The sequence below is a fragment of the Tropicimonas sp. IMCC6043 genome, assembly GCF_004146235.1.
In the GTDB taxonomy this organism is placed as follows: Bacteria; Pseudomonadota; Alphaproteobacteria; order Rhodobacterales; family Rhodobacteraceae; genus Tropicimonas.
The window spans coordinates 1-678 of the sequence record NZ_SELO01000146.1; the positions used below are offsets into that span (position 1 = coordinate 1).

The 678-nt window shown below is 54.1% G+C and carries 1 protein-coding gene; it reads left to right on the forward strand.

Going from position 1 to position 678, the window contains the following annotated elements; all coding sequences use genetic code 11:
• The first annotated feature begins 202 nt into the window (after window positions 1–202).
• Window positions 203–571, forward strand: coding sequence for a hypothetical protein (locus EU800_RS26155; protein WP_129636366.1), 369 nt, complete (start codon window positions 203–205; stop codon window positions 569–571).
• The last annotated feature ends 107 nt before the right edge of the window (window positions 572–678 follow it).

Consider the following 678-nt stretch of genomic DNA (forward strand, 5'->3'; position numbering starts at 1 on the left):
CCCCCGGACCGTTTTCTGACCCGCCTCATTCCGACATCAGGTTTCGTGCCAAGCTGGTCTCCATCGCAGATACCAGCTTGAATCACGCCTACTGCCGAGTGTGAATCCCTTTTGTCAACACGACCTAATACTATTGAGCCACGCGAGGACGCGTGATCGCCTCTTCGTCAAGTTGGAAGCGCCAAAATTTGGAGTGTGCACGATGAAATACTTGGTTGCTGCGGTCGCTTCGGCGGCAAGCATCGCGGGAGGTGCTGCAAACGCCCTCTATCTCGACGGAACATTCACCATGGGCATCTACCGGCAAGTAGACTCGTCCAATCCGGAGTCTGCGGCCGTCCCGGAAAATCTGCTTCTTGGAGATTACTTGGGCGATATCGAATACACGGGAGCGCTCAACTTTTCGACCAGTGGTGGCACTCAACCAACGATCCTTGATTTCCTTTCGACGGGCAGCGGTGTCATCAACAACATTGGTGGTGTCGATCTCAGTCTCCAGATGACCCAGCGTGATTACCACATCACGACGTTCTTCGACATCACGGCAACGATTAGAGCGTTCCCAAGCTGATCGGATTCAGGATTCCCAAGATGTGGCGCCCATGGTTCTCTGTTTGTGAGGCAGATATAGGGGGTAGGAATGGGCAAGCCACATCCTATGGAATTGCGGGAGCGCGT

Coding starts and splice junctions, on each gene's coding strand:
- EU800_RS26155 (WP_129636366.1), top strand. CDS start 203: ATGAAATACTTGGTTGCTGCGGTCGCTTCGGCGGCAAGCATCGCGGGA.